The sequence below is a fragment of the Olsenella sp. An293 genome (genome assembly GCF_002159495.1).
Taxonomy (GTDB): domain Bacteria; phylum Actinomycetota; class Coriobacteriia; order Coriobacteriales; family Atopobiaceae; genus Thermophilibacter.
Map to the genome: position 1 here is coordinate 121,758 of NZ_NFIT01000006.1, position 24,277 is coordinate 146,034.

The 24,277-nt window shown below is 68.2% G+C and carries 27 protein-coding genes; 8 read left to right on the forward strand and 19 right to left on the reverse strand.

The window, feature by feature from the left end; genetic code table 11:
- Positions 1–23: 23 nt before the first annotated feature.
- Both B5F85_RS05550 and pckA read right to left on the reverse strand, forming a co-directional pair.
- Positions 24–356 carry a hypothetical protein gene (locus B5F85_RS05550; RefSeq protein ID WP_087315197.1) on the reverse strand — a complete coding sequence of 111 codons (333 nt, stop codon included), beginning with the start codon at positions 354–356 and terminating at the stop codon, positions 24–26.
- A 157-nt stretch (positions 357–513) separates the two neighbouring features.
- Complete coding sequence (gene pckA / locus B5F85_RS05555) at positions 514–2,115, reverse strand: phosphoenolpyruvate carboxykinase (ATP) (protein WP_087315199.1); 1,602 nt, start codon at positions 2,113–2,115, stop codon at positions 514–516.
- Positions 2,116–2,334: 219 nt separating this feature from the next.
- Between pckA and B5F85_RS05560 the strand changes: the two genes are divergently transcribed.
- Entirely contained in the window at positions 2,335–3,219 is an 885-nt protein-coding gene (locus B5F85_RS05560; RefSeq protein ID WP_087315201.1) for an aldose 1-epimerase family protein, read from the forward strand.
- Between the two features lie 2 nt (positions 3,220–3,221).
- The gene (locus B5F85_RS05565; RefSeq protein ID WP_204204650.1) at positions 3,222–3,710 is read left to right on the forward strand and encodes a GNAT family N-acetyltransferase; all 489 of its coding nucleotides are present in this window, start codon (positions 3,222–3,224) and stop codon (positions 3,708–3,710) included.
- 96 nt (positions 3,711–3,806) lie between these two features.
- On the opposite strand, the gene B5F85_RS05570 is transcribed toward B5F85_RS05565, so the two are convergent.
- From B5F85_RS05570 to rnd, 11 genes are all read right to left on the reverse strand, one after another.
- A complete protein-coding gene (locus tag B5F85_RS05570) occupies positions 3,807–4,547 on the reverse strand; it encodes a gamma-glutamyl-gamma-aminobutyrate hydrolase family protein (protein WP_087315204.1) in 741 nt (246 codons plus the stop codon).
- Between the two features lies 1 nt (position 4,548).
- Complete coding sequence (locus tag B5F85_RS05575; RefSeq protein WP_087315206.1) at positions 4,549–5,313, reverse strand: amino acid ABC transporter ATP-binding protein; 765 nt, start codon at positions 5,311–5,313, stop codon at positions 4,549–4,551.
- A gap of 13 nt (positions 5,314–5,326) precedes the next feature.
- Positions 5,327–6,154, reverse strand: coding sequence for an amino acid ABC transporter permease (locus B5F85_RS05580; protein WP_087315208.1), 828 nt, complete (start codon positions 6,152–6,154; stop codon positions 5,327–5,329).
- Complete coding sequence (locus B5F85_RS05585) at positions 6,151–6,810, reverse strand: ABC transporter permease subunit (protein ID WP_087315210.1); 660 nt, start codon at positions 6,808–6,810, stop codon at positions 6,151–6,153. The genes B5F85_RS05580 and B5F85_RS05585 overlap by 4 nt, the downstream gene beginning before the upstream one ends.
- Before the next feature lie 123 nt (positions 6,811–6,933).
- Entirely contained in the window at positions 6,934–7,902 is a 969-nt protein-coding gene (locus B5F85_RS05590) for a glutamate ABC transporter substrate-binding protein (RefSeq protein WP_087315212.1), read from the reverse strand.
- 331 nt (positions 7,903–8,233) lie between these two features.
- Positions 8,234–9,403, reverse strand: a complete 1,170-nt coding sequence (locus tag B5F85_RS05595) for an acetate kinase (protein ID WP_087315214.1) — start codon at positions 9,401–9,403, stop codon at positions 8,234–8,236.
- A gap of 98 nt (positions 9,404–9,501) precedes the next feature.
- Positions 9,502–9,846 (reverse strand): histidine triad nucleotide-binding protein, encoded by a 345-nt coding sequence (locus B5F85_RS05600; RefSeq protein ID WP_087315216.1) that lies wholly within the window; start codon positions 9,844–9,846, stop codon positions 9,502–9,504.
- A gap of 19 nt (positions 9,847–9,865) precedes the next feature.
- A complete protein-coding gene (gene xseB / locus B5F85_RS05605) occupies positions 9,866–10,138 on the reverse strand; it encodes an exodeoxyribonuclease VII small subunit (protein ID WP_087315218.1) in 273 nt (90 codons plus the stop codon).
- 28 nt (positions 10,139–10,166) lie between these two features.
- Positions 10,167–11,513: an exodeoxyribonuclease VII large subunit gene (gene xseA, locus B5F85_RS05610; protein ID WP_087315220.1), complete on the reverse strand. Its 1,347-nt coding sequence runs from the start codon at positions 11,511–11,513 to the stop codon at positions 10,167–10,169.
- Positions 11,513–12,223: a zinc metallopeptidase gene (locus B5F85_RS05615; RefSeq protein WP_087315222.1), complete on the reverse strand. Its 711-nt coding sequence runs from the start codon at positions 12,221–12,223 to the stop codon at positions 11,513–11,515. Before B5F85_RS05615 ends, xseA begins: the two co-directional genes overlap by 1 nt.
- Positions 12,224–12,319: 96 nt before the next feature.
- Complete coding sequence (gene rnd / locus B5F85_RS05620) at positions 12,320–13,450, reverse strand: ribonuclease D (protein WP_087315224.1); 1,131 nt, start codon at positions 13,448–13,450, stop codon at positions 12,320–12,322.
- A gap of 105 nt (positions 13,451–13,555) precedes the next feature.
- Here rnd and B5F85_RS05625 point away from each other — a divergent pair, with 105 nt between their 5' ends.
- Positions 13,556–14,527, forward strand: a complete 972-nt coding sequence (locus B5F85_RS05625) for a diacylglycerol kinase family protein (protein ID WP_087315226.1) — start codon at positions 13,556–13,558, stop codon at positions 14,525–14,527.
- 21 nt (positions 14,528–14,548) lie between these two features.
- Here B5F85_RS05625 and B5F85_RS05630 read toward each other — a convergent pair whose 3' ends face one another.
- Genes B5F85_RS05630 through B5F85_RS05640 form a run of 3 tightly spaced genes read right to left on the reverse strand, consistent with a single transcriptional unit; the run spans position 14,549 to position 16,619 of the window.
- Positions 14,549–14,860 (reverse strand): AzlD domain-containing protein, encoded by a 312-nt coding sequence (locus tag B5F85_RS05630; RefSeq protein WP_087315228.1) that lies wholly within the window; start codon positions 14,858–14,860, stop codon positions 14,549–14,551.
- Entirely contained in the window at positions 14,857–15,561 is a 705-nt protein-coding gene (locus B5F85_RS05635; protein WP_239386716.1) for an AzlC family ABC transporter permease, read from the reverse strand. The genes B5F85_RS05630 and B5F85_RS05635 overlap by 4 nt, the downstream gene beginning before the upstream one ends.
- Positions 15,558–16,619, reverse strand: a complete 1,062-nt coding sequence (locus B5F85_RS05640) for a Gfo/Idh/MocA family oxidoreductase (protein WP_239386718.1) — start codon at positions 16,617–16,619, stop codon at positions 15,558–15,560. The genes B5F85_RS05635 and B5F85_RS05640 overlap by 4 nt, the downstream gene beginning before the upstream one ends.
- A 168-nt stretch (positions 16,620–16,787) precedes the next feature.
- Between B5F85_RS05640 and B5F85_RS05645 the strand changes: the two genes are divergently transcribed.
- The 5 genes from B5F85_RS05645 to B5F85_RS05665 all read left to right on the forward strand — a co-directional run bounded on the left by B5F85_RS05645 (position 16,788) and on the right by B5F85_RS05665 (position 19,777).
- Positions 16,788–17,522, forward strand: coding sequence for an acyl-ACP thioesterase domain-containing protein (locus B5F85_RS05645; protein WP_087315230.1), 735 nt, complete (start codon positions 16,788–16,790; stop codon positions 17,520–17,522).
- Positions 17,519–17,938, forward strand: coding sequence for a (deoxy)nucleoside triphosphate pyrophosphohydrolase (locus B5F85_RS05650; RefSeq protein WP_087315232.1), 420 nt, complete (start codon positions 17,519–17,521; stop codon positions 17,936–17,938). Before B5F85_RS05645 ends, B5F85_RS05650 begins: the two co-directional genes overlap by 4 nt.
- A 61-nt stretch (positions 17,939–17,999) precedes the next feature.
- Positions 18,000–18,356: a hypothetical protein gene (locus tag B5F85_RS05655; protein WP_087315234.1), complete on the forward strand. Its 357-nt coding sequence runs from the start codon at positions 18,000–18,002 to the stop codon at positions 18,354–18,356.
- 21 nt (positions 18,357–18,377) lie between these two features.
- Entirely contained in the window at positions 18,378–19,226 is an 849-nt protein-coding gene (gene thyA / locus B5F85_RS05660) for a thymidylate synthase (protein ID WP_087315236.1), read from the forward strand.
- 8 nt (positions 19,227–19,234) lie between these two features.
- The gene (locus tag B5F85_RS05665; protein WP_087315238.1) at positions 19,235–19,777 is read left to right on the forward strand and encodes a dihydrofolate reductase; all 543 of its coding nucleotides are present in this window, start codon (positions 19,235–19,237) and stop codon (positions 19,775–19,777) included.
- An 18-nt stretch (positions 19,778–19,795) separates the two neighbouring features.
- Here the strand turns inward: B5F85_RS05665 and B5F85_RS05670 are convergent, their stop codons facing one another.
- From B5F85_RS05670 to adhE, 3 genes are all read right to left on the reverse strand, one after another.
- Entirely contained in the window at positions 19,796–20,485 is a 690-nt protein-coding gene (locus tag B5F85_RS05670) for a hypothetical protein (RefSeq protein ID WP_087315240.1), read from the reverse strand.
- Between the two features lie 143 nt (positions 20,486–20,628).
- On the reverse strand, positions 20,629–21,402 hold the full coding sequence (locus tag B5F85_RS05675) for an aminoglycoside phosphotransferase family protein (protein ID WP_087315241.1): 774 nt from the start codon (positions 21,400–21,402) through the stop codon (positions 20,629–20,631).
- Positions 21,403–21,441: 39 nt separating this feature from the next.
- Positions 21,442–24,063 (reverse strand): bifunctional acetaldehyde-CoA/alcohol dehydrogenase, encoded by a 2,622-nt coding sequence (gene adhE / locus B5F85_RS05680; protein ID WP_087315243.1) that lies wholly within the window; start codon positions 24,061–24,063, stop codon positions 21,442–21,444.
- Positions 24,064–24,277 lie beyond the last annotated feature (214 nt).

The following is a 24,277-nucleotide window of genomic DNA, read 5'->3' on the forward strand; positions in this document are numbered from 1 at the left end:
CAAACACCAGGGAAATCGCAGCGCTAGAGTCCAAGACGAGCATCGCGCTCTCGCCTCCCCTCATGAATGATCTCGACGGGGTCGGGGAAGTCTTCGGGAATCTCCACGCGACCGAGCACGTCGTGGATCTCAGCGAAGATTGCCTTGCGCTTGGCGATGCGAGCCTGGCGCTCCTGCTCCTCGGTGAGGGCCCGGCGCTCGTAGCCCATCATCTGCGGCTCTCCGGGCACGAGCTGCAGGTGGCGCTCGATGGCCACCGTCGCCTCCTGCGCGAGGCTGCGGTGCTCGCTCTCCGCACGCCACTTGAGGGCGTCGTAGGTTCCCTGCGGGAGGTCCCTGATCTGCAGTGCCGGCATGACCGCTCCTTTCTCGAACGATGCACTCTGCATGCGGTATACATCATTCGAATCCTTGTCAACGTGAGGAGGAATAGAGCCAGCCGTCTCGCGGCACACGAAGGCGGGGCCGAGATGAACCTCGACCCCGCCCAGCGGATCTATCTGTGGGGACACCCTAGCCCATGATCGGCTTGGGGCCGGCGGCGCGGACCTCGGGCGCCATGGTCTGCAGGCGCTTCTCGGCGTTGTCGACGAACATCTTGGCGAGCTTCTCGGCCATCTCGTCGTAGGCGGCGCGGTCGGCCCAGGTGTTGCGGGCGTTGAGGAGCTCGGAGGGCACGCCCGGGCAGGACGTGGGCACGTCGAGGTTGAAGCGCTCGTCGTGGACGAACTCGGAGTCGTCGATGATGCCGGACTGGGCGGCCTCGACCATCTTGCGGGTGTAGGCGAGCTTCATGCGCTTGCCGGTGCCGTAGGGGCCGCCGGTCCAGCCGGTGTTGATGAGGTAGACGCGCACGCCGCCCTTGTCGATCTTCTCGCCGAGCATCTGCGCGTAGACGTTGGGGTCGAGCGGCATGAACGGCTCGCCAAAGAGCGAGGAGAACGTGGGCTGCGGCTCCTTGATGCCGCGCTCGGTGCCGGCGACCTTGGAGGTGAAGCCGGTCATGAAGTGGTACATGGCGGCGTTGCGGTCAAGCTTGGCGATCGGGGGCAGCACGCCAAAGGCATCGGCCGTGAGGAAGATCACAACGTCCGGGGTGCGCTTGGCGCGGCCCTTCTTGACGGCGCCCGGCACGAAGTCGACGGGGTAGGCCACGCGGCCGTTCTCGGTGAGCGAGGTGTCAAAGTAGTCGGCGACGCGGGTCTCGTCATCGACCATCACGTTCTCGCACATGGAGCCAAAGCGGATGGCGTTCCAGATCTGCGGCTCGGTCTCGGGCGTGATGTCGATGGTCTTGGCGTAGCAGCCGCCCTCGATGTTGAAGACCTTGTCCTCGGCCCAGCCGTGCTCGTCGTCGCCGATGAGCAGGCGGTCCTCGGCGGCGGAGAGGGTCGTCTTGCCGGTGCCGGAGAGGCCAAAGAAGACCGTGGTGCCGTGGGAGCGCGGGTTCATGTTGCAGGAGCAGTGCATCGTGAGCACGTGGTCCTCAACGGGGAGCAGGTAGTTCATGACCGAGAAGATCGACTTCTTGATCTCGCCGGAGTACTGGGTGCCCACCACGAGGATGATGCGCTCCTGGAAGTTGATGAGGACGGCGGCCTCGGAGTGGGTGCCGTAGACCTCCGGGTCGAGCTTGAGGGTGGGGGCGGCCATCACGACGAAGTCGGCCTCGCCGAAGTCGCGCAGCTCCTGGTCGGTCGGGCGGACGAGCATCTGATGGACGAAGAGCGCCTGGCTCGCAAGCTCGCAGATGGCGCAGATCTTGCGGGAGTAGCGGCGGTCGGCGCCGGCCAGGCCGTGCATAACGAAGAGGCGACGCTCGGAGAGGTGGCCGATGACCTCGGCCTTGATCTTCTGGTAGTTCTCCTCGGAGAAGGGCACGTTGACCTTGCCCCAGGCGATCTTGTCGTGGACGTCGGGCGTGTCGACGATGAAGCGGTCCTGCGGGGAGCGGCCGGTGTACTGGCCGGTGATGACGGAAAGGGAGCCCGTGCTCGTGAGCTCGCCCTCGCCGCGCTCGACGGCGGTCTCGATGAGAACGGCCGGCGACGCGTCGATGACCGTCTTCTCCTCGGTGTGGGCGATTCCGTAACGCAGCAGTTCCTCGATGATCATGCGTTCCTCCTTAGCGGACGCTGACAGGCGGCGCGCCGCCGCCGACGCCTCGACGCACGGATATGCTCCTTACGACGCCGCTCGGGCGTCAGTCAACGGTACATTATGACACAAACGCCCCGTTTGCCGCGACTTACGCCCCATTCGGCAAGACAAGCGCAACAAACACACGCACGGCATATAAAGTTTTGAGAGATAGGGACAACAGAGGAGGAACACATGGCAACGCTCACGACCATTTCCGACGGCACCGTCTCCGCGACCATCACCTCCGACGGCGCCGAGCTCATGAGCCTGCGCCTCGGCGAGGGCGAGTACCTGTGGCAGGGCGACGAGAAGTTCTGGCCTCGTCGCGCGCCGATCCTGTTCCCCATTGTGGGCGTCCTGCGCGACGGCCGCGCCGTGAGCGAGCAGGGCCCCGTGACGCTTGGGCGCCACGGCCTCGCGCGCGACTACGACCACGCGATCGTGGAACAGACGCCCACGAGCGTGACCTACGAGCTCGACTCCAGCGACGAGACCCGCGCCCGCTACCCGTACGACTTCCGTCTCAACATGACCTACGCCATCGTCGACGGCAGCCTCGCTCAGACCTTCAAGGTCACCAACACCGGCGACGTCGTCATGCCCTTCACCTTTGGCGGCCACCCCGCCTTCAACGTGCCCGTCCCGGGCGAGGAGGGCGCGTCCTTCTCGGACTACGAGCTCGTCTTCCCCAAGGCCTGGACCGCCCGCGTGCCCCGCATCGACGAGGCCGGCATGCACGACTTCTCGCACATGACCGAGCTCTTCTGCGACTCCGACCGCATGAGGCTCTCGCACGAGAGAATCGCCGAGCTCCTCACGATCGTGATGCTCGAGGTCCCCGGCCGCAGCGTGCGCCTGGAGGGTCCGGCGGGCCACGGCGTCGAGGTCGGGTTCGACGGCTTTGACTTCCTCGGCGTCTGGACGGCGAGCGAGGACGCGCCGTTTTTGGCCATCGAGCCCTGGATCGGCTGCGCGACGGCCTACGACGAGTCCGACGTCTTCGAGGAGAAGCGCGGCACCGTGAAGCTGGAGCCGGGCGCCTCCTTCGAGCGCACCTTCACCATGAGGCCGTTCTAGCCATGGGCCAGATTCGCCCTGCAACTGCAGACGACCTCGAGGCCGTCTGCCACATCTACGCCGCCGCGCGCTCCTTCATGCGCGCAAACGGCAACCCCACGCAGTGGCCCGGTGACTACCCCGGTCTCTTGGACGCCGAGAAGGACCTCGAGGCCGACGCCCTCTGGGTGCTTGACGAGGGGGCAGGCCCCATCGCCGTCATGAGCGTCCTTCCCGGACCGGACCCCACCTACGCCGTGATCGAGGGTGACTCCTGGCTTAACGACGACCCCTACTGGGTCATGCACCGCCTCGCGGTCGCCCAGAGCGGTCGCGGCGCCGGCACACGCATGCTCGCGTGGCTCTGTGCGGAGCACAGCAACGTCCGCGCCGACACCCACGCCGACAACGCCCCCATGCGGCGCACGCTCGAGAAGTACGGCTTCGTCCGCCGCGGCACGATCTGGGTCGAGGACGGCACCCCGCGGATCGCGTATCACTACGTCCGCTGACCGCGGGCCCTCGGCCTGTTTCGACAGGCGATTTCGCACAGCGCGCGAGAGAAGCGAGCGCTGAGCCTGTGAAACATGCCGAGGGCTCACGGGCACCTAGCGGCACGCGTCGACGAAGCTCTTCCAGAGGGCGCAGTCGGTCTCGACTGTGCGCCAGGTGTACTCGGGGTGCCACTGGACGCCCACACAGAAGCGCCTGCCGACAACCTCGATACCCTCGGGGACGCCGTCGGTCGCGCGCGCGACGAGTCTCACGCCCTCGCCGAGGCAGTCGATGCAGCAATGGTGCGCGGAGTTCGTCTGCACGAGCGCGGCGCCGCCGAGCGCGCGTGACAGAAGGGAGCCCTCCTCCACCTCCACGGGGTGGCAGACGGTGTTCAGAATGCCGGTGTGGCGCCACTGGACCATGCCCTCGCGCGCGCCGAGGCTCGGCACGTCCATGCAGAGCGTGCCACCGAGCGCGACGTTCAGGAGCTGCGTGCCGCGGCAGGTGGTGAGCAGGGGCTTGTCCGCGGCAACGACAGAGCGCAGAAGCGGCAGCTCGAAGGCGTCGCGCTGGGGACAGAGCAGCGTCGGGTCGTAGGGGCGCTCGTCGCCCCAGAGCGCGGGGCTCACGTCGGGCCCTCCCGGCACGGCAACGCCGTCGGCACCCTCCACGTACTCAGCGATGACGTCCTCGTCCTCGGTGAGCGCCATCATGAGGGGCAGACCCCCTGCGGCGAGGATCGCGTCCACGAAGCAGTCCGCGATGGCCTCCTGCGGCGCGATGGTCTCCGACCCCTCAACGACGGGCGCCTCCCAGCGAGGGGCGACAAGAACGACCGGTCTTCCCGCCATGCTAGTGCCCCTTGATGGAGTCGAGGAAGTCGCGGGCGCGCTGGCTCTTTGGGTGGTCGAAGAAGGCGTCGGGCACGCCCTCCTCGACGATCTGACCGTCGGCCATGAAGACCACGCGATCGGCGACGCGGCGGGCGAAGCCCATCTCGTGCGTGACCACGATCATGGTCATACCTCCGCGCGCGAGCTCGACCATGACGTCGAGGACCTCGTTGATCATCTCGGGGTCGAGGGCGCTCGTGGGCTCGTCGAAGAGCATCGCCTTGGGCCTCATGGCGAGCGAGCGCGCGATGGCGGCGCGCTGCTGCTGGCCGCCGGAGAGCTGGGCGGGGACCTTGTGCGCCTGCTCAGCCACGCCAACGCGCCCGAGAAGCTCAAGCGCGTACCTCTCGGCCTCCTCCTTTTGCTGGCCCAGCACCTCACGCGGGCCGAGCGTCACGTTGTCCAGGACGCTCATGTGCGCGAAGAGGTTGAACTGCTGGAAGACCATCCCGAGCTCGGAGCGCATCCTCGCGAGCTCGCGCCCCTCTTGCGGCAGCGGCTCCCCCTCGATGAGGATCTCGCCGGAGTCGATGGTCTCGAGGCGGTTGATGGTGCGGCACAGGGTCGACTTGCCGGAGCCCGAGGGCCCGATGATGACGACGACCTCGCCGCGCGCCACCGAGAGGCTCACGTCGCGCAGGACGTGGAGGTCCCCGTAGTGCTTGTCGACGTGGCGCAGCTCGATGACCGGCACGTTCTTCTCGCCTGCGTGCTCTTGGCTCATGACGCTCCGTTCCCTAGCGGACGATCCTGACGCCGGTCTTGTTTGCCACGTAGACCGACGCCTTGTTGATCGCGTAGTTGATGAGGATGTAGATGACGGCGATGACCAGGTACAGCGAGACGAGCGCGTCGTAGCTCGTGATGAGGACACGCGCGTTCTGCATGAGGTCGGGGTAGCTCACCACATAGGCCACCGTCGTGTCCTTGACCACGACGACAAGCTGGGCGATGAGCGAGGGGATCACGTAGCGCACCGCCTGGGGAAGCACGATCTTGCGCATGGTCTTGCCTCTGTTGAGGCCGATGGAGAGCGCGGCCTCGACCTGCCCGCGCGGCACGGCGTTCACGCCCGCGCGGAAGACCTCGGCGAGCACGCCGGAGGCCGCGAGCGCGACCGGCAGCGTGAGCATCCAGAAGGCGGGCAGCTTGAGCCCCAGCTGCGCCGGCACAAAGAAGAAGAAGTAGATGAGCAGGAGGCTCGGGACGCCGCGGAAGAAGTCCGTGACCACGCGGCAGAGCGCCGCGAGGGGGCGCACCCCGCTCGTGCGGCCAAGCATGAGCAGAAGCCCGAGGACGAGCGCGATGGCGCCTGCGGTGAGCGCCACCGCGACGGTGCCGAGCAGGCCCTGGCCGAGGAAGCGCCACGTGGTCCATTGTAGGAAGAACGACCAGTAGCGCGGCGCGAGCTGCCCGGTGACCCAGAACTGGCGGACCACGGCGGCGATGGCGAGAAGGACCACGACGGCTGAGATCGCGGTCCCGATGCGCACGCGCCGCCGCGTGCGCGGGCCCGGGGCCTCGTAGAGGGCGTCTCGCATGGAGAGGGTGCGTGTAGAGCTCATCGTAGGATCCTCACCCTCCGGTCGATGCGGTTGCCGACGAACGAGATCACAAAGCCCGTGCCCACGTAGCACAGGGCAGAGACGAGAAACACGAGGATGCCGCCCGTGGCACGCGTGTTGACGTAGGAGACGACGCCGGTGAGCTCCTGGGGGTTGAGCGGCACCTGGGAGCCCAGCGCCGTGGTGAGCATGACGGCGATGAGCAGGTTGGTCATGGGGAGCACCGTCGTGCGCAGCGCCTGGGGGACCACGATCTTGCGGATGATCTGGGTGAAGGTGAGCCCGAGCGAGCGCGCGGCCTCGATCTGCCCCACGCCGATGGTGTTGATGCCGCTCATGAAGTTCTCCGAGCCAAAGGCCGAGCCCAGAAGGATCGTCGTCACGATGACGCAGGTGCGCCAGTCGAGCACGATGCGAAGCTCCGGCAGGGCGTAGGCGATGATGATGAGCAGCGCGACACCGGGAATGTTGCGAAAGACCTGCACGTAGAGGTCTCCGGCGACGCGCAGCGGCCTATACGGCGAGACGCGCGCCACCGTCACCACGACCGCGAGCGCCATCACAAAGACAAAGCTCACCACGGTCATGGACCAAGTGGCGAGAAGCCCCTGCAGGTACTTGTCGCCGTATGTGCCGAGAAGCTCGGAAAGCCCCATGCTCACCTCCCCCTGTCAATTGGGGACAGTCCCCAATTCGCAGAAAAGTTTTATGTGATTTGGGGACAGTCCCCAATTCACATATGCACGTTGGGGACTGTCCCCAACGTGCAGGTTGACAGGTTACGCGCCGATGGCAGGTGGCTCGGGCGCATTCTCGATGCCCGCGCGGTCGCCGATGCAGACCTGCCAGAGGCTCGCCCAGAGGCCCTCGACCTCGATGCGCTGCAGCCAGGCGTTCACGAACTCGACGCCGTCGGAGTCGAGCGGAAGCCCGATGCCGTACGGGTCGACGGGGCCAAACTCCTCGCCCGCGAGGCGATAGCGGCCGGGGTTGCGGGTCATGTTGCCCATCTGCATGGCTGTGTCGATGACGTAGGCGTCGACACGGCCCTGCTCGAGGGCGCTTCTCGCCTCCTCGTCGGTCGCGAACTCCTGGACGGTGGCGTCGGGCGCGTACTCCTCGAGGATGCTCGGGCCGGTGGAGCCGGACTGCGCGGCGACGTTGCGCCCGGCGAGGTCCTCGAGGCCGTTGATGTCCTCGTTGTCCGCCATCACGAGGATGGACTGCTGCGTGGTGTAGTACGGGCCGGCGAAGGAGATGACCTCCTTGCGGGCGTCGGTGATCGAGTAGGTGGCAAAGACGGCGTCCACCTGGTCGTTCTGGAGGACCGACTCGCGCGTGTTGGACGTCACCTGCGTGATCTCGACGGCGTTCTCGTCACCGAGGACGTAGCGGGCGAGCAGCTGGAAGAGCCCGGCGTCGAAGCCGCGGGTCTTGCCGTCCTTCTCGTTGAGGAGGCTAAAGAGCAGCGACGTCTGGACGCCGCCCACGCGCAGGGTGCCAGCCTCCTTGACCTTGGAGGCCCACTCGGAGGCGGCGATGTCGTCCTCCGCGGCGACGGCACCGGTGGCGATGAGGTCGTCGTAGGCGGTGACGTCGAGCTGCGCCTCCTCGGGGGTCTCCGAGGAGTCGTCGCCCTCAGGGGCGGGCGCCTCGGCGTCGCAGGCGGTGAGGGCGAGCGCAGAGAGGGTCGCGGCGCCGAGCCCGAGGGCGCGGCGGCGGCTGAGCACGAGGTCGTTGAGGGCCATGATGGGGATCCTTTCCCTTGGGTCCGTTCACATCCCCAAATTGTACCCATGCCGGTAGGATTTAAACCGCCTGGCGCCGGAACGTTAACGAAGGCGGGACAACCGCGAGGGTGTGCGCACCGCCCATGAGGGTATGTACACCGCGCTGCCTGTCCCGTTCTTCTCGGCACGTCATCTACCTGCGGCAACGTTGTCCGCCCGAGCTCGAACGGTGTACATACCCTCAAGGGGCGGTGTACACACCCTCGCAGCGGGCGCGGCAGGCGAGAAGAACGGGGCCCGGGCCTCCCGCAGGAGACCCGGGCCCGACAGAGCTCGATGCGGGCATGCGCTAGCCGAGAAGCTCCTCGACGTCGAGGGCGATCATGTACTCCTCGTTGGTCGGGACCACCATGACGGTGATCGCGGAGTCGGGCGTGGAGATCACGCGCGGCTCGTCGGAGCGGATCGCGTTCTTCTCGTCGTCGATCTTAACGCCCATCCAGCCGAGCAGCTCGCAGATCGCGGCGCGGATCTCCGGCGCGTTCTCGCCGATGCCGGCGGTGAAGGCCATCGTGTCGACGCCTTGCATGGAGGCAGCCATCTCGGCGAAGAGCTGGGAGACGCGGTAGTTGAACATGTCGAGGGCCATCTGGCACTTCTCGTCGCCCTTCTCGGCGCCGGCCTCGATGTCGCGGGAGTCGGAGGAGACCTCGGAGACCGCGAGCAGGCCGGACTTCTTGTTCATCATGGTGTCGATCTCGTCGACGCTCATGTGCGCCTCGCGGCTGAGGTAGAAGACCGTGGCGGGGTCGAGCGTGCCGCAGCGGGTGCCCATGATCAGGCCGTCGAGCGGGGTGAGGCCCATCGTGGTGTCCATGCACTTGCCGTCCTGGATGGCGCAGAGGGACGCGCCGGAGCCGAGGTGGCAGCTCACGAGCTTGTGGGTCTTGTCGCCCATCATCTCGTGCACGGTGCGCCAGATGAAGCGGTGGCTCGTGCCGTGGGCGCCGTACTTGCGGACGTGATAGGTGTCCACGACGTCGCGCGGGATGGCGTAGCGCCAGGCGTGCTCGGGCATGTGGTAGTGGAACGCGGTGTCGGGCACGATGACGTTGCCGAGCTCGGGGAACATGTCGCGGCAGATCTCGATGACGTCGGCCTCGGCGTAGTTGTGCAGCGGCGCGAGCGGGGCGACCTCGCGGACCTGGGCGAGCGTCTCGTCGGTCACGATCGCGGACTCGGGGAAGTACCAGCCGCCCTGGACCACGCGGTGGCCGATGCCGCCGATGGGCTTGTCGACGGTCTTGAGGATGTCGAAGACGTACTTGATGGCGGTCTTGTGGTCGGGAAGCGCGACCTCGAGCTTCTGCTTCTCGCCGCCCATCTCCTCGTGGCCGACGAAGGAGCCGTCGATGCCGATGCGCTCGCAGTTGCCCTTCGCATAGACCTCGCGCGTGTCGACGTCAAGAAGCTGGTACTTGAGCGACGAGCTGCCGGCGTTGATGACAAGGACGTTCATGACTCTCCTCTCGAGGGGACTCCCCCACACACGTTCCGTTGACGTGTCCCATGATACGCCCTCGGGCGCGCCGAGGGACTGTGCCGGGGAACAAATCGTTAAGCGGGCAGCAGGCCCTCGCCGAGACCGCGCCCGCCGAGCACGTGCATGTGAAGGTGCATGACGGTCTGGCCGGCGGCCGCGCCCGTGTTCATGATGCAGCGGAAGCCCGACTCGGCGACGCCGCACTTCTCGGCCACCGCCTTGACCGCGCGCTCCATCGAGAGCAGCGTCTCTGCGGGGACGTCGTCGACGAAGTTGTCATGGTGGGCCTTGGGCACCACGAGCACGTGGACGGGCGCCTGGGGGTTGAGGTCGTTGAAGGCGACGACGTTCTCGTCCTCGTAGAGAAACTCGCTCGGGATCTCGCCGTTGGCGATCTTGCAGAAGATGCAGTCGGACATGCGCGCTCCTTTCGGTTGGCTACTCGTCAATATACGCCGTGCTCGGCGCCGATGAGGTGTCGGTGGTCGAGGCGTTCTCGTCGGTGGCGTCGAGAAGGACGCGGACCTTCTGCTCGGCGCCCGAGAGGCGCTCGCGCAGGCTCTTGAGCAGCTCGACGCCGCGCGCGTAGAGCGTGAGCGAGTCCTCGAGCTCGAGGTCGCCGGACTCGAGCTGACGCACGATCTGCTCGAGCTCGATCGAGGCCTCCTTGAAGGTCATCTCGTCGATGGGGCGGTAGGTCTCGTCTGCCATGGTGTCTCTGCCTTTCCGGGCGTGGGCCCTATCCGTTGTTGACGGCGCGAACCGTCGCGTCAAAAGATCCGGTGCCAAGAAGGACGCGCACCTCGTCGCCGCAGGTAAGCTCGGAGGAGTCCTTGACGACGTGGCCCGCGGCGTCCCGGGCGATCGCGTAGCCGCGCGCGAGGACCGCGAGCGGCGAGAGCGCGTCGAGCGAGGCCGCGAGGCGCGCCAGCGTGGCCTCCGCGGGGCGGAGCAGCCGCGGGGCGGCGTCGCGCAGGCGCGCGGCGAGAAGCTCCGCGGACTCGCCTCGATGAGCGAGGGCGCGCGGGATGGCGTCATGGAGGCGCTGCTCGGTCTGGAGCAGGTCGGCGCGGCGCGCCTCGATGGGCGCGAGCGGGTCCTGGAGGCAGCGCCGCGCGGCGAGGGCGTCGAGCGCGACGCGACGGCGCGAGAGGGAGGCGCCCATGTGGCCCGAGAGCAGCGTTCCGAGCGCCTCCACGCGCTGGGAGCGCACGGCGAGCGCGGCCGACATCGCCCGCCCGAGGCGGACCTGGCGCTGGAGCATCTGGCGCTCCACCTCGTCGATGGCGGGCGCGACGGACTCGGCGGCGGCCGTGGGCGTCGAGGCGCGACGGTCGGAGACCATGTCGGCGATCGTGGTGTCCGGCTCGTGGCCGATGCCGGTCACCACGGGGACGGGGCAGGCGGCGATGGCGCGCGCGAGGGTCTCGTCGTTGAAGCACATGAGGTCCTCGAACGACCCTCCCCCGCGGACGAGCAGGATCGCGTCCGGGCGGGCCGCCGCGGAGCGCGCGAGGGCACGTACGATGGTGGCGGGGGCGTCCGCCCCCTGGACGGAGCATCCCACGACGTCGATCTCGACCAGGGGGTTCCTGCGAGCGAGGGTGCGCTTGACGTCCTCGATGACGCTGCCGGAGAGCGAGGTCACGACGCAGACGCGCGAGCAGAACGCCGGGACGTGGCGCTTGCGCGCGGGGTCCATGAGGCCCTCGGCCTCGAGGCGGCGGGCGAGCTCGGCCACCTGCTGGCGCAGGAGCCCCTCGCCGGCGACCTCCACCCTGCTCGCGACGAAGGAGAGCTTGCCGGAGGCCTTGTAGACGTCGAACTTGCCCGTGAGCTGGACCTCGAGTCCGTCGCGGAGCTCAAAGCCCATCTTGGCCGCGGTGCCGCGCCACACAATGACGCTCATGGCCGCTCCGTCGTCCTTCACCTCGAAGTAGCAGTGCCCGGAGCGCGCGTTGGGCCCGCGGAAGCCCGAGACCTCGCCCGTGACCACGAGCGTGGGCCAGGCCGAGACGGCGCCCTTGGCGAGCGCCACGGCGTCGGATACGGAGAGCGGGGCCTGCTCCTGGCGCGCCTCCCCCATCACTGGTCCCCTCCCCCTCGGCCGCCGTAGCGGCTGAGCAGGTAGAGCAGCTGCATGATCGAGGTGAGCGCGGCGGCCACGTAGGTGAGCGCCGCGGCGGTGAGCACGGAGCGAGCGCCCCGCTCGTCCATCCCGGACCCGTTGGCGGAGAGGTAGGCCACCGCGCGGCGGGAGGCGTCGATCTCGACGGGGAGCGTCACGAGCTGGAAGACCACGGCCACGGCGAAGAGCACGATCGCCAGGCGCACGAGGCCGGCGAGGTTGAGCAGGATGCCGGCGAGCAGGACGAGCACCCAGCCCTGCTGCGCGATGTTGACGGCGGGCACGAGCGCGGTGCGGAGGCGATACAGCCCAAAGCCGCGGGCCGCCTGGATGGCGTGGCCCGCCTCGTGGCAGGCGACGGCCACGGAGGCGACCGAGGCGCCGTGGTAGTTGTCGTCCGAGAGGTGCAGGCGGTTGTCCCGCGGGTCGTAGTGGTCGGTGAGCGAGCCCGCGACGCGCGTGATGCCCACGCCCTCGGCGCCGCCCTCCGCGAGCATGCGCCGCGCGACGTCGGCGCCGGTCCCGGGGACGTTGGCGGGCACCCGCGCCCACTTGGCGTAGGTGCTCCTGATGTAGGCCTGCGCCGCGCCGCCTATCACGAGCGCGACGAGCGCGACCAGGAGGTACTCCATGTCCATCCCGTAGCCAAACCCATAGTACAGAGGCATATCGTCTCCAATCGAAGTGGATGGGAACATTCTACCCACCCGACCGGACAACAATTACCCGCGCCTTACGTGCGCGCGGGACGGGAGGCGAGGCGCCTACAGAAGCTCGATCTTCCCGGCCTTGACGGTGAGCCCGACCTCGCCGCTCAGCAGCCGGTCGAGCGTCTCACCGGCGAGCTCCCAGCGCCAGTCGCGGGAGAGCGGCGAGCGCCTGCGGTCCTGGAGGAAGTCGAGGAGGTCGTCTCGGGTGGCGATGAGCTGCGTGGCGACGCCGCTCCTCTCGGAGACGAGGCGCAGCACCGCGTACATGAGGTCGATGACGCCCTCGGTCTCGGCCGACGGGCGGACGTGCTTGGTGACGCGGGGGCACTCCTCCGCGGGGCAGGCCACGCCGCGGGCCACCGCGTCGATCAGGCCGCGGGCGTCCCGGTCGGAGAGCTGCTCGGTGCCGCGGATGCGGCGCAGACGGTCGAGCGAGCCGGGCGTGCGCTTGCACGCCTCGACCACGACCTCGTCGGAGACGACCCACTTGCGCGGCACGTCGCGTTCGGCGGCGACGCCCTCGCGCCAGGCGCACACCTCGCGCGCGACGGCGAGCTGCCGGCGCGTGAGCGAGCCGGAGCGGCGGAGCCTCAGAAACGCCTCCGAGGGGTCGCGCCTGATCTTGGCGGGGTCGCAGAGCGCGTCCATCTCGGGGCTCACCCAGCCGAGGCGGTCCAGACGGGCGAGCTCGGCGACCATGCGCTCGTAGATGCCCGGGAGATAGCGTACGTCGTCCTCGGCGTACTCCAGCTGCTCGGCGTCGAGCGGCCTGCGCGACCAGTCGGTGAGCGACTCGGCCTTGGGCAGGCGCACGCCGCAGTAGGACTCCACGAGCGAGCCGTAGCTCACCTGCTGGCGAAGCCCCAAAAACGCGGCGGCGAGCTGCGTGTCGAAGACCGGGGCGCAGACGCAGCCCATGCCGTCGAGCAGGACCTCGAGGTCCTGGCCGCAGGCGTGCAGGACCTTGGTCACCGTCGGGTCCTCGAAGATGCGCGCCAGCGGCGAGAGGTCCTCGATGAGGATGGGGTCGACGGCGGCCGTCAGGCCGCCAGCGCCCACCTGCACCAGGCAGAGCTTGGGAAAGTAGGTCCGCTCCCTGAGAAACTCCGTGTCCACGGCGACGATCTTCTCGCCGGCGATCTTCTGACAAAAGTCCTCGAGCTGGTCTTGTGTGGAGAGGTACAAGGGCGCTCGTCCCTTCGCGCGGTTTGGCTAAACTTGTTCGAGTCGGCATGCCGACCGACCCATAATGACACAAACCGGCCCTCGGGGCCCAACGGGAGGAACGTCGTGCGCACGCTCGTCATCCACAACCCAAAGTCCGGCTTTGGCTCGGACGCCATCTTCCAGTTCATGCGGGCGCTCGTGCACCCCGGGGATGAGTGCGTGCTCAGGATGCTCGCGCCGGACTTCACCGCGCAGGAGGCCTGCGCCGAGGTCGACGGCTTCGACACCATCGTCCTCTCTGGCGGCGACGGCACCGTCTCCACGCTCATGCACGCCCTGAGGGGCAGGGGCACGCCAATCTGTGTCTTCCCCTCGGGCACGGCTAACCTGCTCTGCGCCAACATCGGCAACGCCCCCGAGCCCGCCGCGCTCGCGCGCGCCTGCCGCGTGGGCAAGACCGCGACGATCGACCTCGGCGAGATCGGCTGGGAGGACGAGACGGGCGAGCGACGCGCGCGCGGCTTCGCGCTCATGTCCGGGACGGGCTTCGACGCGCAGATCATGCAGGCGGCCCTCCCCAACAAGGCGATCATGGGCCAGGCCGCCTACTTCGCCGCCGCGCTCGCCAACCTCAGGCCGAGCGTCGAGCACTTCACCATCACCGTCGACGGGAAGGCCTACGAGCGCGACGGCATCACCTGCCTCGTCGCCAACAACGCGATGATCCAGGGGGACATCCAGCTCGTCCCCGACTGCCGCATGGACGACGGCCTGCTCAACGTGATCGTGGTCGAGACCGAGGGCGCCGCGCAGCTGCTAAAGCCCCTCGCCTTTGGCCTGGTGGACCCCACCGGCAAGGCGATCGGGCGCCCGCACATCGAGAGCTTCTCGGGGCGGGAGATCACGGTGGAGTCCACGCGGCCGGTCCCGCTCGAGGTCGACGGCGAGGTCGTCGCCGAGGCCGTGAGCTCCTACACCGCGCGGGTCCTGCCCGCGTCGGCGCGCCTGGTCGTGGACGCCATGAGCCCCTACGGCTCGGCGGACGACGGCTCCTCGCGCTTCGGCGAGTCGAGCGTCATCGCCTACCCAAAGTAACGCCGGCCGCGAGGGCCCGGGTCACGCCGCCAGGCAAAGAAGCGCGTAGGCGCCCATGCCCACGAGGGCGCACCAGATGAGCGACCCCGTCCTTCTCGCCACCACCAAGACGGCGAGCGCGGCGAGAAGCGCCGGGACGTTGGGGGCCGTCGCCGGGTCGAAGAGGTCGTTAGCGACGAGCGCGGCGAAGGCCGCCGCCGGGATCAGCCCGAGCGCCTCGCTCACGCGCGGCGAAAGCTCGCGCCCGCCGAGGGCCAGAAGCGGCACGCACCGGCAGGCGAGAATGACCGCGAGCACGCAGACGTAGAAGACGAGAAAGTCGCTCGAGCTCATCTGCCCTCTCCCCTCCCGCGTCCCGGCAATCCCGCCACGAGACCGGCCGCGACGCCGGCGACGGCGCCCAGCAGAACAGAGAGCGAGCCCGCCCCGAGCAGCTTGAGCGCCACCACGGAGGCGGCCGAGGTCGCGGCCACGACGAGCGTCACACGCGACCAGCGCTGCCCCGAGAGCAGGCAGATGAAGATCGCCGTCATCGCGAAGGACATGATGTCCGCAGGGATGGCGAGCGCCGGCCCCACGAGGGCGCCGAGCGCGTTGGCGGACGCCCAGGAGAGCATGCTCGCGACGTTGACGACGGTGGCTCGCGTCGGCGACCACGCGCCGGCGGCGAAGCGCTCCATGTTGACGCCGAAGCTCTCGTCGGTGACCGTCGCCGCGAAGAGGGCCGCGAGCGGGCGCGGGGCCTCCCGGACGTAGGGCGAGAGCGCGGCGGAGTAGAGCAGCTGGCGCGTGCTCACGAGCGCGACGCTCGCGACCATCGAGGCGACGGGCGTCCCGGCGAGCGCGAGCGAGGCCATCATGAACTGCCCCGCGCCCGAGTAGAAAGTCGCGGAGAGCAGAAACGCGACAGCCGGCGAGAGCCCGACCTCGGCGGCCATGACGCCGCACGGGATGCCGATGGCCACGTAGCCCATCATCACGGGAAGCGCCGCCGAGACGCCGGCGGAGATGTCTGCCTTGGTGGGTGCGCTCACGCGAGGTCAGCCGGGAAGCGCACCCCCGCCTGGGCGCGGATCTGGTCCATGACGCGCAGCGACCCGAGCGTCACGCGCTCGAAGCGCTCGCGGCGCTCGAGGGCGTCGGCGTCGCCGTGCACGGCGGCGACGAAGTCGGCAATCTCGCAGACCATGTCCTTCTCGGGAACGCTGGTCTCCACGGGCTCGAGCCTGGACTCGCCCATGCGGAAGACCTGCCCCCCGCCCTCGGGAACGTGCAGGCGGACGTTGACGGGGCAGGAGATGGCGTCCCACACGACGGTGCCGCGCTCGCCCTCGACCTGCGAGCCCAGGACGTCGTCGCTTGTCTTGCCAAAGGAGAGGCTCACGACCTTGTCGCCGTAGCCGAGAAGGGCCTCGCCCGCGAGGTCGATCGTCGAGAGCGGGTCGTCCTCCGCGGCCCCGGGGACCCTCGTGGTCACCGAGACCGAGCGGACCACGTCGGGCTCGCCGAAGAGCGCGACGGCGGGCTCCACGCAGTAGACGCCGATGTCCATGAGCGCGCCGCCCGCGAGGGCGGGGTCGAAGATGTTGATGCGCTCGCCGGCAAGCAGCCGCGCCATGCGGGAGGTCACCTTGGAGAAGCGCATCGTGGCCTTGCGGACCTGGCCGAGCTCTCCCGAGACGATCCGCTCGATCGCGGCGAAGCTCGGGACGTGCAGGCTGCGCACGGCCTCCATGACGACCACGCCCGCTGCGCGCGCGGCGTCGAACACCTCGCGCGCCTCGCGCTCGTTGGAGGCGAAGGCCTTCTCGACGAGCACGTGGCGCCCGCCGGCGACCATCGCGAGCGCCTGGGCCGCGTGGGCGCCGTTGGGGCTCGCCACGTAGACGGCGTCAACCTCGTCGCAGGCGGCGAGGCTCGCGAGGTCGTCGAAGAACAGCCGTGCCCCGAAGCGCGCCCCGAACTCGCGGGCGCGCTCGAGGTCGCGCGAGTAGCAGGCGACGAGCTCGGCCCCCGGGGCCTCGGCGAGCGCCGCGCAGAACTGCTCGCAGATGCCGCTCGTGCCGATGGTCGCAAACCTCACCGTATCCACAGGTGCCCCTTTCACCGAACGCCTCGCGACGAAGTTGACAATATAACCTGACGTCAGTGTCAAGTTGACAATGTAACCTGACGCCAGTGTCAAGCGTCGACAACGGATTCTACACCCCGCGCGCCCGCGCCGAACTGCTAAGGTGTAGTGGAGAAGCGAAGGGGAAACATGTACTCATTCGAGGGACGGATACGCTACAGCGAGTGCGACGAGGCCGGGAGGCTCTCGCTCTTCTCGCTGATGAACTACCTGCAGGACTGCTCGACCTTCCAGTCGGACGAGATGGGCATGGGGCTCGACGGCCTCACGGGCCGCGGTCTTGCCTGGGTGCTCGCCAACTGGCGCATCGAGGTCGACCGGCTCCCCGCCTTCGGGGAGCGCGTCCGCGTCTCCACGTGGTGCTACGAGCTCACCCGGGCCCACGCGCTCAGGAACTTCCAGATGGAGGCGGGCGGCGAGCGCATCGTGCGGGCCAACACGCAGTGGTTCGTCTACGACTCCGTCCGCGGAAGGGCCACGCGCGTTCCCGAGGACCAGCGCGTCTACCTCTCCGACGAGCCCCCCATCGAGATGGCCCCGCTCGCGCGACGCATCGTGCCCGCGGGCGAGGGCGAGCGCGCGCCCGAGATCGTCGTCGCCCATCGCGACCTCGACACCAACCATCACGTCAACAACGCGCGCTACGTCGCCTTCGCGCTCGAGGCGCTCGAGGCCCGCGGCGCCCAGGCGCCGGCGTGCCCGCTCACCCTGCAGGTCCAGTACCGCACGATGGCGTTTCTCGGGGACAAGATCGAGCCGGTCGTGCACCCCTGCGAGGGCGGCTGGGACGTCGAACTCAGGCACGGTGCCGACGGGGCCACCTCCGCGCTCGTCAGGATCCAAGGTCGAAAGGAGCTCGCATGAGCGTTCGCGTGGGAGCCGGCATCATCCATCGTGGCGGCAAGGTGCTGGCGGCAAGAAGGGCGGGCGGCCCGCAGGAGGGCCTCTGGGAGCTCCCGGGAGGCAAGGTGGAGCCGGGCGAGGGCTCGGCGGACGCCCTGCGCCGCGAGATCCGCGAGGAGCTCGGCTGCGAGCTCGGGGTCTCGTGGCTCTACGACACCGTCGAGCACGACTATCCCGACTTCCACCTCACGATGGACTGCTACGTCTGCGCGCTCGCGCCCGGAGCCGAGCCCACGCCCGCCGAGGGCGTACACTCGGAGCTGCGCTGGCTCGGCCGAGACGAGCTGCTCGACGTCGAGTGGCTGCCCGCCGACCGCGCGCTGATGGCCGGCCTCACCTACTATTGGGACGAGGTCTTCAGCGACCAGATGCTCTAGGGGAGACCCAGGGCGCCCGCATGCCAGGCGCGCCAAAGGCGCGACGCAACCCGGAGGGAACATGGACCAGGCACAGGAAGCCACCGAGAAGGACGCGCGCGAGGCCGCCGACGTCATCGAGACCGCAAGCGCCACGACGAGCCCGGACAACGCCAGCGGCCCCGGGGCGTACGTGCTCTTCGCCATCGTGGCGCTGCTCTTGCTGGGGCTCGTCTCGGGCCTCTCGAGCTGCGCGGGAGCCCTCGCCGATGTCGCGTACCGCGACGGCAGGTACGGCGGCACCTCATGGGTGCTCGAGACCGACTCCTCGCCCTACGGCCTCACAGAAGACGACATCCTCCCCTACCTGCTCGACGAGCTGGGCTACGACACCCACCACGACCGCGACTTTCACAGCCAGTGGCGCCCCACGCTCTAAGACGAGCCCGAAAGGATACCCATGAGCAAGGCTGACGACCTCTTCATCTCGATGTGCTCCGACATCATCGAGCACGGCACCACGACCGAGGGCCAGAAGGTCCGCCCGCGCTGGGAGGACGGCACGCCCGCCTACACCATCAAGCGCTTTGGCGTGTGCAACCGCTACGACCTTCGCGAGGAGTTCCCGGCGCTCACGCTGCGCAGGACCGCCCTCAAGTCCGCCATGGACGAGGTGCTCTGGATCTACCAGCGAAAGTCCAACAACATCCACGACCTCAACTCGCACATCTGGGACGAGTGGGCCGACGAGACGGGCTCGATCGGCAAGGCCTACGGATACCAGGTGGGCGTCAAGAGCCACTATCCCGACGGCGACTACGACCAGATGGACCGCGTCCTCAAGGACCTGCGCGAGAACCCCTACTCCCGCCGCATCATGACCAACCTCTACACCTTCGCCGACCTCAGCGAGATGAACCTCTACCCCTGCGCCTACAACGCCATCTACAACGTGACGCAGGAGGCGGGCGACGACCGCCCGACCCTCAACATGGTCCTCGTCCAGCGCAGCCAGGACGTGCTCGCGGCCAACAACTGGAACGTCTGCCAGTACGCGATCCTGCTCATGATGGTCGCGCAGGTCTCGGACATGAACGCCGGCGAGCTCGTGCACATGATCGCCGACGCCCACATCTACGACCGCCACGTCGACGTCGTGCGCGAGCTCATCTCCAGGCCCACCCATCCGGCCCCGCGCGTTCGCCTGAACCCCGAGGTCAGGGACTTCTACGACTTCACCACCGACGACCTGATCGTCGAGGGCTACGAGCACGGGCCGCAGGTGACCAACATCCCCATCGCCGTCTAGGAGGACCCATGAACGCCATCGTTTCCGTCACGCAGGACTGGGGCATCGGCTTCGACGGCCAGCTGCTCGTCCGCAACCGCGCGGACATGCGCCGCTTCGTCGAGCTCACGATGGGCGGAACCGTCATCATGGGACGGCGGACGCTCGAGAGCTTCCCTGGCGGCCCCCTCAAGGGCCGCCGCAACATCGTCGTCTCCGGGCGGCTCGACTACGACCCGGAGGGCGTCGAGGTCGCGAGCTCGCCCGAGGCCGCGCTCGCGCTCGTGGGGGACGAGGATCCCGACGCGGTGTGGCTCATCGGCGGGGCGTCGATCTACGAGGCGCTGCTCCCCCGCTGCGAGCGCGCCTACGTGACCGTGAACGCCTGCGAGGCGCAGGCGGACGCGTGGTTCCCCAACCTTGACGCCAGCGAGTCCTGGGTCGTCGAGTCCCGCGAGCCCGGGGGCGTGACCGAGGAGGGCGTGGGATTCGAGTACGTCACGTACCTTCGCGTCGCGGGCGATGAGGCCCCGCGCAAGCCCTTCCTCGGCTCGCTGCGCGCGCGGCGTTAGGCGAGGACCCGCCGCCAGCTAGGCCGCGGGCTGCTCGGCCGCGGCCTCGGTGCCCTCGACGGGCGTCGCGAGGCCGGAGATGACGTTGGAGCCGCCGTACAGGGCCGAGAAGAACGCCTCGTTGCCAGAGACCTGCGCGGCCCAGGAGCCGTCCTCGCCCTTGGCGCACGGGACGTCCACCGTTGTGGTGACCGGCGACTCGTTGGCGTCGAGGTGCGCGTAGACGCGCTGCACGAGATAGGCGAACAGCGCCGCCTTCCCTCCCTGGGCATAGGTGTCCTGCGACTCCTGCGTGGCCGAGAAGGACGTGAAGTCCGCACCGGCGGCGTTGACGGCCGAGGTCAGGCTCGCGTTGGTGACGGTGACGCTCACCGAGCCCGCGTCGCCCTCGACCGAGGCCTCCCCCACCTCGTAGGAGAAGTTGGCAAAGCAGTGGCGGTGCCACTCGTCGGCGCTCACCCCGTACTTCTGGAGCAGCTCCATCGTTGCCGCGTCGCCGAAGTCGGCGGCGGGCCAGGCGCTGTCCTCGGGCTCCACGCCCTCCTCGTCTGCGACGGGGACGACGTAGCTCTCGAGCAGCTCGCTCACGGCGTCGGTCGCGCGATCCGCGTCCGAGCGAAAGACCCCGAGTGCAAACGCGGCGCCGAGGGCGGCGACGATCACGACCGCCGCCACGAGCCCGATGATCACAGGACGCTTGTCACGCATGTTCTTCTCCCCCGTCGTGTTTCTCGCCTAACAGCTTAGCCCAAGCGCCGTCCCGCGCAACCTCCACGAAGCCGTCTCCACCACATGAAAAGGGCCCGCCAGCCAAAGCTGACGGGCCCTGTGAGCTTGCGCGAGCGCCGGCGCTAGTCGATGTCGAGCGCGGCGTCGACCTGGCTGCGGAGGAACTCCTCGGCGTCCTTGCGGCCGCGGGAGAGCTCGGCGGCGGCCATGACGGGCACCCAGTAGTGCACCTTCTGCTTGGCGATGTCAGCCTTCTTGGAGAAGACGTCGAGGTAGGACTCGGCGTGGCCGGGGTGATACATCTTGAAGAGGATGTAGGTCATCGCCGCGTCGGCCTCGGGGAGGCCGCGGGTGACGTGGGTCCAGTCGCAGGCGTAGAGCGTGCCGTCCTCGGACACGATGACGTTGGAGGGGTTGTAGTCGCAGTGGCAGATGGCACGGCCGGGGGCCATGCGGTCGGCGCGCATCTGGAGGTCGTAACGCACGGACGGGTCGAGCTCCTTGACCTTGCCCACCATGCCGGCGATCTTGGTCTTCTGGTCCTTCATGAGGTCGGACGCGGGGGTGTTCTGGATCTCCAGCTGGAAGTCCACGAACTGCTCGAGGAGCTTGTCGTACTCGGGCGTGCCCTCGGCGGCGTCCATGAGCGAGCGCATGGTGACGCCCTGGACGTACTCGGTGGCCAGGGCCCAAGAGCCGTCGGCGACCTGGGAGACCTCGAGGACCTTGGGGACGCGCACGCCGGCCTCGACGACGCGGGCGATGTTCAGGGCCTCGTTGAAGACGTCAGAGGCCGGCTTCTCGGCCTTGAAGACCTTCACGATGCGGTCGCCATCGACGTAGACGGCCTTGTTGTGGCGCTCGACGATGACCTGCTTGCTGTCAGAAAGTTCCATTGCTGCCTCCTTCTGGGCAACGAGAAGAACCGGCTGGGACTAGTCCTCGTAGGAGCTGGGCTCGCGGCCGTAGAAGGCGTCGAGGTAGAGCTCCTTGATCTCGGAGATGAGCGGGTAGCGCGGGTTGGCGCCGGTGCACTGGTCGTTGAACGCGTTCTCGGACATCTCGTCGAGCGTGGCGAGGAAGTCCTCCTCGGTCACGCCGAAGCCGGCGATGGTCTCGGGCACGCCCACGTGAGCCTTGAGCTCCTCGATGCGGGCGATGAAGTTCTCGAAGACCTCCTGGTCGGTGCGGCCCTTGATGCCGCAGAAGCGACCGGCCTCCGCGTAGCGCGCGAGGGTCTTGGGGTGGTCGTACTGCGGGAAGGTGCCCATCTTCACCGGGCGCTCGGCGGCGTTGTAGCGCATGACGCGGGTCAGGATGACCGCGTTGGCCAGGCCGTGAGCGATGTGGTGATAGGCGCCGAGCTTGTGGGCCATCGAGTGGTTGACGCCGAGGAAGGCGTTGGCGAAGGCCATGCCGGCGAGGCAGGAGGCGTTGGCCATGTGGTCGCGGGCCTCGACGTCGGTGCCGTCGTCATAGGCGCGCTCGAGATAGGTCAGGACGAGCTTCATGGCGCGCAGGGCGAGGCCGTCGGTGTAGTCGGACGCCATGATGGAGACGTAGGCCTCGAGGGCGTGCGTCAGGACGTCGACGCCGGAGGCGGCGGTCAGGCCCTTGGGCTGGGTCATCATGTTGTCGGTGTCGACGATGGCCATGTTGGGCAGGAGCTGGTAGTCGGCGATCGGCCACTTGGTGCCCGTGTTGGCGTCGGTGATGATCGAGAAGGGCGTGACCTCGGAGCCGGTGCCGGAGGAGGTGGGGATGGCCACGAAGAAGGCCTTCTCGCCCATCTGCGGGAAGGTGTAGACGCGCTTGCGGATGTCCATGAAGTCCATGGCCATGTCCTCGAACTTGGCCTCGGGGTGCTCGTACATCATCCACATGATCTTGCCGGCGTCCATCGCGGAGCCGCCGCCGATGGCGATGATGCAGTCAGGCTCGAAGGCCTTGACCTGCTCGAGGCCGCGCTCGCAGTCCTGGAGCTTGGGGTCGGGCGAGATGGACCAGAAGCTCGAGTAGACGATGCCCTGCTCGTCGAGGGACGCCTCGATCTTCTTGGTGAAGCCGCTCTTGTAGAGGAAGGAGTCGGTGACGATGAAGGCGCGCTTCTTGCCGTAGACCTCGGAGAGCTCGCGCAGGGCCACGGGCATGCAGCCCTTCTTGAAGAAGACCTTCTCGGGAACACGGAACCACAGCATGTTCTCACGCCTCTCTGCGACGGACTTGATGTTGAGCAGGTGCTGGGGGCCGACGTTGCCCGAGACGGAGTTGCCGCCCCAGGAGCCGCAGCCGAGCGTCAGCGACGGCGGCATCTTGAAGTTGTAGATGTCGCCGATGCCGCCCTGGGCGGCCGGGGTGTTGATGAGGATGCGGCACGTCTTCATGCGCTTGGCGTGCTCGGCCATCTTCTCGGTCTCGCGCGTGTCGATAAAGAGCGAGCTCGTGTGGCCGTAGCCGCCGTCGGCGATGAGGCGCTCGGCCTTGGAGAGGGCGTCCTCCCAGTTCTTGGCGCGATACATGCCGAGGATGGTGGTCAGCTTCTCGTGGGCCCAGGGCTCGGTGGGCTCGACGGACTCGACCTCGCCGATGAGCACCTTGGTGCTGGCGGGGACGGACACGCCGGCGGCCTCGGCGATCTTGGGGGCGGGCTGGCCGACCATCTTGGCGTTGACGCCGCCGTTGACGATGACGGTGTTGCCGACCTTGGCGATCTCGTCGCCCTGGAGGAAGTAGCAGCCGCGCTTCTGGAACTCGGCCTTGACCTTGTTGTAGACCTTGTCGAGGACGATGACGTTCTGCTCGGTGGCGCAGATCATGCCGTAGTCAAAGGTCTTGGAGTGGATGATCGAGTTGACGGAGAGCTCGATGTCGGCGGTGTCGTCGATGATGGCCGGGTTGTTGCCCGGGCCGACGCCCAGGGCGGGCTTGCCGGAGGAGTACGCGGCGTTGACCATGCCCGGGCCGCCGGTGGCGAGGATGATGTCGGCGGAGCGCATGAGCTCGGAGGTCATGTCGAGGGACGGCACGTCGACCCAGTCGATGATGCCCTTGGGGGCGCCGGCGGCCTCGGCGGCCTCGCGCACGATGCGGGCGGCCTCGGCGGTGCACTTGCCGGCGCGCGGGTGCGGGGAGATGAGGATGGCGTTGCGGGTCTTCAGGGAGATGAGGGTCTTGAAGATGGCCGTGGACGTGGGGTTGGTCGTCGGGATGACGGCGGCGACGATGCCCAGGGGCTCGGCGATCTGCTTGTAGCCGAAGGCGGGATCGTCGGAGATGACGTCGCACGTCTTCATGTCCTTGTACTTGTTGTAGATGTACTCAGAGGCATAGTGGTTCTTGATGACCTTGTCCTCCATGACGCCGTAGCCGGTCTCCTCGACGGCCATCTTGGCCAGCGGGATGCGCGCCTTGTTGGCGGCCATGGCGGCCTCATAGAAGATCTTGTCCACCTGCTCCTGGGTGAACGTCGCGAACTCGGCCTGCGCGACGCGCATCTCCTTGATGCGCTCCTGCAGCGCCTCGACGCTGTCGATCGGGGTCCTGACGATGTCTGCCATGCGTTCCTCCTATTACTCGGACCGTGCGTCGACGCATCGGCGCCGCGGTCGTACAAAGGACAGGGTAAAGCGCTTTGGTACGGCAACACAGATAAATCTCTTGGAGTATAGCATCACTTGGACGCTCGTCCCAACGAGCCTGCCAGACGCGCGTCGGCCCGGCGCCCGCGGGCGGCGAGGCTGCCCGCCATGAGGGTTTGTACACCCGGCCTTG